This is a genomic window from Okeania sp. SIO2B9, from assembly GCF_010672505.1.
GTDB lineage: Bacteria > Cyanobacteriota > Cyanobacteriia > Cyanobacteriales > Microcoleaceae > Okeania > Okeania hirsuta.
Genome location: NZ_JAAHGK010000785.1, coordinates 1 through 3,717, shown reverse-complemented (window position 1 = coordinate 3,717; position 3,717 = coordinate 1). Strand labels below are relative to the sequence as shown.

Here is a 3,717-nt window from a genome sequence, read left to right as displayed (position 1 = left end):
TGCATCATCTAAAGCAAAAGTTTTATTCACATGAATATTTAATTTTCCTTGGTCAAATAACCGCTCACACTGTTGCAAAATGTTAGCTTGGTCTACTTGAGCTTCCATCAAACCTTTCATCATTGGAGTTAACATTAATTCCAACCCTATTCGCAGATTTCTTTGCCTAGCAATCTTCAAATTTCCTAAGTTAGTATCCGGTTCTAAAATTGTCACTATATCGCCATAAACTTTCACTGCTGGAATAGTGTCATAAAAAACTTTTCCACCAACAGTATCAAAAGCTAAATCTACCCCTTCCCCATTCGTCCAATCTAACACGGCCTGCACAAAATCTGTATTCTTAAAAATCGCTAAATCTGCACCTAAACTTTTGACAAAATCTGCTTTTTCTTCTGAACTAATAGTAGTAGCAACCTCAGTGCCTTGTAATTTTGCTAACTGTATAGCCACATGACCAACCCCACCTGCACCACCATGAATTAACACTTTTCTGCCAGCTTCTAATTTTCCTCTGTCATACAAAGATTCCCAAGCAGTAATTAAAACTAAAGGTGCAGCAGCAGCTTCAACAAAGGTTAAAGAAGTTGGTTTTTTAGCCATAAATCTTTCATCAACAACAGTCAATTCGGCATAATTTCCAGGAGTTGCTCCAATGCCACTATGACAAAAATAAACCTCATCTCCCACTTGAAAATTTTCTACATTTTTACCAACTTCTGCCACAATACCGGCACCATCACATCCTAAAATAGCAGGTTTTTGGTCTGGGAAAAAAGTGCCACGAGTGCGTAATTTTGTATCAATAGGATTTACTCCAGCAGCTTTCAAACGCACTAATATTTCTCGGTCATTTTCAATTACAGGGTCAGTAACTTGTTGCACTTGTAAAACTTCCGGCGCTCCTGGTGATGTCATGACAACTGCTTTCATGGTTGATTTTCCGCTGATTTAAACTCTGTTGGTAAAAACATTAAGTTTACATTAATTTTTATATTTTGTCTATAGGAAACAGGGAGTAGGAAGGTAGGGACGTTGCATGCAACGTCCCTACAGAGTCGGGGGAAATTTGATAGATTTTCAAGATAATTGATGAAGAGCATTTTTATTATCTCTAATTAATTAGACCTGGTATAGGAATTCCCAAAAAGTGTGAGGTACAAAATTCTAGGTTTTAGGCAACAGGCAACAGGCAAGATACAGCCAAGCCATGGATTTCAATCCTTGACTGATTCTTTGTCGTAGAGGGTTTCAAAGGGAATATAGCGGAGTTTTCCCGTGGCAATAATGGCGAGTTGTTTGGGAGAATAAGCTGTTATTTCTGTTTCCATGGGACGAATGAGATAGTCGTAGAGTTTTTCTTGGTTAAGGTCATGGTAGTCATCGTTGAGGTTTTCTAGTTGGGCGCGATATTCGGTGAGAAGGTGATCGAATTCTTCGGCATCAATGGGTACTTTTTTGACTATGGTGGGTTTGTCTCTGGTAACAAGGAATATGGCGATGCTATCGGGAACATTTGCAATACCAGTTAAAAGAGCAGGTTGAATAACAACGGTATCCGGTGCAATATTGGCTTTGAGTTTGTCAATATCTTCGGGTTTGAATTCAAAAAGCTCGGCAACTTCTGGGTATTTATTGGTAATGTCGGTAGCGAGTTGGTTGGTTTCTGCTTGTAACTGGTTAATTTGTTCGGAAAGTTGGGTACTCCATTCATCTTCTATTTTGGCATAGAGAGCTTGTAATTGTTGATTGTTTTGTTGCCAGTGGCGACTGCTAATCGATAGAGATGGTCAATATTACATATTCCCCTCTTTGCCAAAAAATGCTCCACCAAATGCTCATCCTCCCGTTGTCGTTATTCAGCAGAGCGATCGCGGGGAATATGTTGTTATTCTCAGCCCCGAAGCACCACCCTAAGTGTGGGGAGTGTGGGGAGATGGGGAAGTGTAGGGAGATGGGGAGTACAGCAATGTGCGCTGGGATATTTACAAATTACAGGAGGTATCCAATAGCTAAAATCTGATATAATCGGTTTTTCATTCCCCCTGTTGCCAGATGAGCTGTTGCCTACGCACAGCGCTATCACTGATGGCATAAAACTCAATGCCACCAGTGTCTCGTTACTCACCTACATAGTCAAAGACTGGGGGTTAGTTTCAATCAACTTTGCCAAATCTTGCAAGAAAGCAGCAGCGTCAGCACCGTAAATAATTCTATGGTCACAAGTAATATTCACCTGCATTTGTCGCTTAACTCCAATCATCCCGTCAGCAGTTGCTACTACCTGGGGTTGAGATGCACCGATCGCTAAAATTGAACCCTGACCAGGTGGTAAAATTGCATCAAACTGATTTACTCCAAACATTCCTAAGTTAGAAAGAGTAAACGTACCAGTGCTATATTCATCCGGTTGCAACTGCTTTGCCCGCGCCTTTTCTACTAAACCTTTCCAAGTGCGAGATAAAGAATAAATATCCATTTTGTCAGCATTTTGCAATACTGGTGTAATCAAACCGCCATCAGGCATTGCCACTGCCACTGCAATATTAATCCCAGAAGGATACTGAATACCTCCTTCCACATAAGCAGCATTTAATAAAGGATGTTGTTGCAAAGTCATTGCTATGGCTTTTGCTAACATCGCAGTCATTGTCACACCCTTAGACTTAATCTGTTTATACAACCCATCTAAGTTATCTGTAGCGATCGTGTAACCAACATGGAAAGTAGGCACAGATAAACTGACCATCATATTTCGCACCACTGCATTTTGCAGAGTATTCATCTTGACAACTTGTCCAGGAGTTATCGGAGTTGGAGGTGCAGATGGTGGAGGTGGGGCAGTAGGAATAGATGGTTGAGTAGGAATAACGGGAGTCGCGGTCTTCGCAGATGCAGCAACTGAAGTTGGAGTACTACCTGTTGCCATTTCTACATCTTCTGCCACAATTCGACCATGAGGGCCAGTACCTTTGAGAGTACTTAAATCTACCTTCAATTTTTTGGCCAACTTCCGAGCACGAGGGGAAGCAATAATCCGTCCATTACGGCGACCGTTGTTCTCTTTTGTTTCTGTTGTGATAGAAGAGGGGACTGTAGCAACGGCAGTTGCAGCAGTAGAAGCAGCAGGAGCAGTTTCTTGCTTAGTTGTAGCACCTCCTTGCTGTTTGGCTGTTTCAATTTCTGCCTCTGTTTCAGCCAATAAAGCGATCGTAGACCCTACGGCTGCTACATCACCAGCTTCTACAATTATATTGGCCAGATATCCAGAGAAAAAGGATTCTACATCCATATCTGCTTTGTCTGATTCAACTACTACTACTGTTTCTCCTTTTTCCACCCAATCACCAGTGGATTTTTGCCAAGAAACAATTTTACCCTCGGTCATAGTCGAACTAAGGGCAGGCATGAATACTTCGTTAATCATGTTAGTTTTCCGTTGTTTTTTTATTGATAAATAATTGTCGCTACGCTCTCAAGGTGGTAGGTTGTAGCTAACAAGATTTTACCTAACATCTAGTACCTAACACCTTTTTCAAGTAGAAGGTGGAAGGTCGTAGGTCATAGATTGTAAGTTGTAGGTAATAAGATTTTACCTATAGCAAAGAACGAGTTGGTTAGGACATAGAGTGATTATGAATCAAACACGGGGAAATGTTTTTTTCATTTTTTCTTATCTTGGTGCGGTTTCTGTTACATCTGTCGCCGACACGGGTA

Annotated in this window: 4 protein-coding genes; 2 read left to right on the top strand and 2 right to left on the bottom strand. The window is 41.1% G+C overall.

From position 1 onward, the window contains the following. Positions 1 to 933 (bottom strand): zinc-dependent alcohol dehydrogenase family protein (locus F6K13_RS23365; RefSeq protein WP_287288544.1); only part of this gene is annotated, 933 nt, incomplete at its 3' end. A 666-nt stretch (positions 934 to 1,599) separates the two neighbouring features. Here F6K13_RS23365 and F6K13_RS23360 point away from each other — a divergent pair. Further along, the gene (locus tag F6K13_RS23360; RefSeq protein WP_275670298.1) at positions 1,600 to 1,731 is read left to right on the top strand and encodes a hypothetical protein; all 132 of its coding nucleotides are present in this window, start codon (positions 1,600 to 1,602) and stop codon (positions 1,729 to 1,731) included. An 18-nt stretch (positions 1,732 to 1,749) separates the two neighbouring features. Then, the gene (locus F6K13_RS23355; protein WP_161564363.1) at positions 1,750 to 1,917 is read left to right on the top strand and encodes a hypothetical protein; all 168 of its coding nucleotides are present in this window, start codon (positions 1,750 to 1,752) and stop codon (positions 1,915 to 1,917) included. A 211-nt stretch (positions 1,918 to 2,128) separates the two neighbouring features. On the opposite strand, the gene F6K13_RS23350 is transcribed toward F6K13_RS23355, so the two are convergent. Beyond that, a complete protein-coding gene (locus tag F6K13_RS23350) occupies positions 2,129 to 3,427 on the bottom strand; it encodes a dihydrolipoamide acetyltransferase family protein (RefSeq protein WP_124143643.1) in 1,299 nt (432 codons plus the stop codon). Positions 3,428 to 3,717 lie beyond the last annotated feature (290 nt).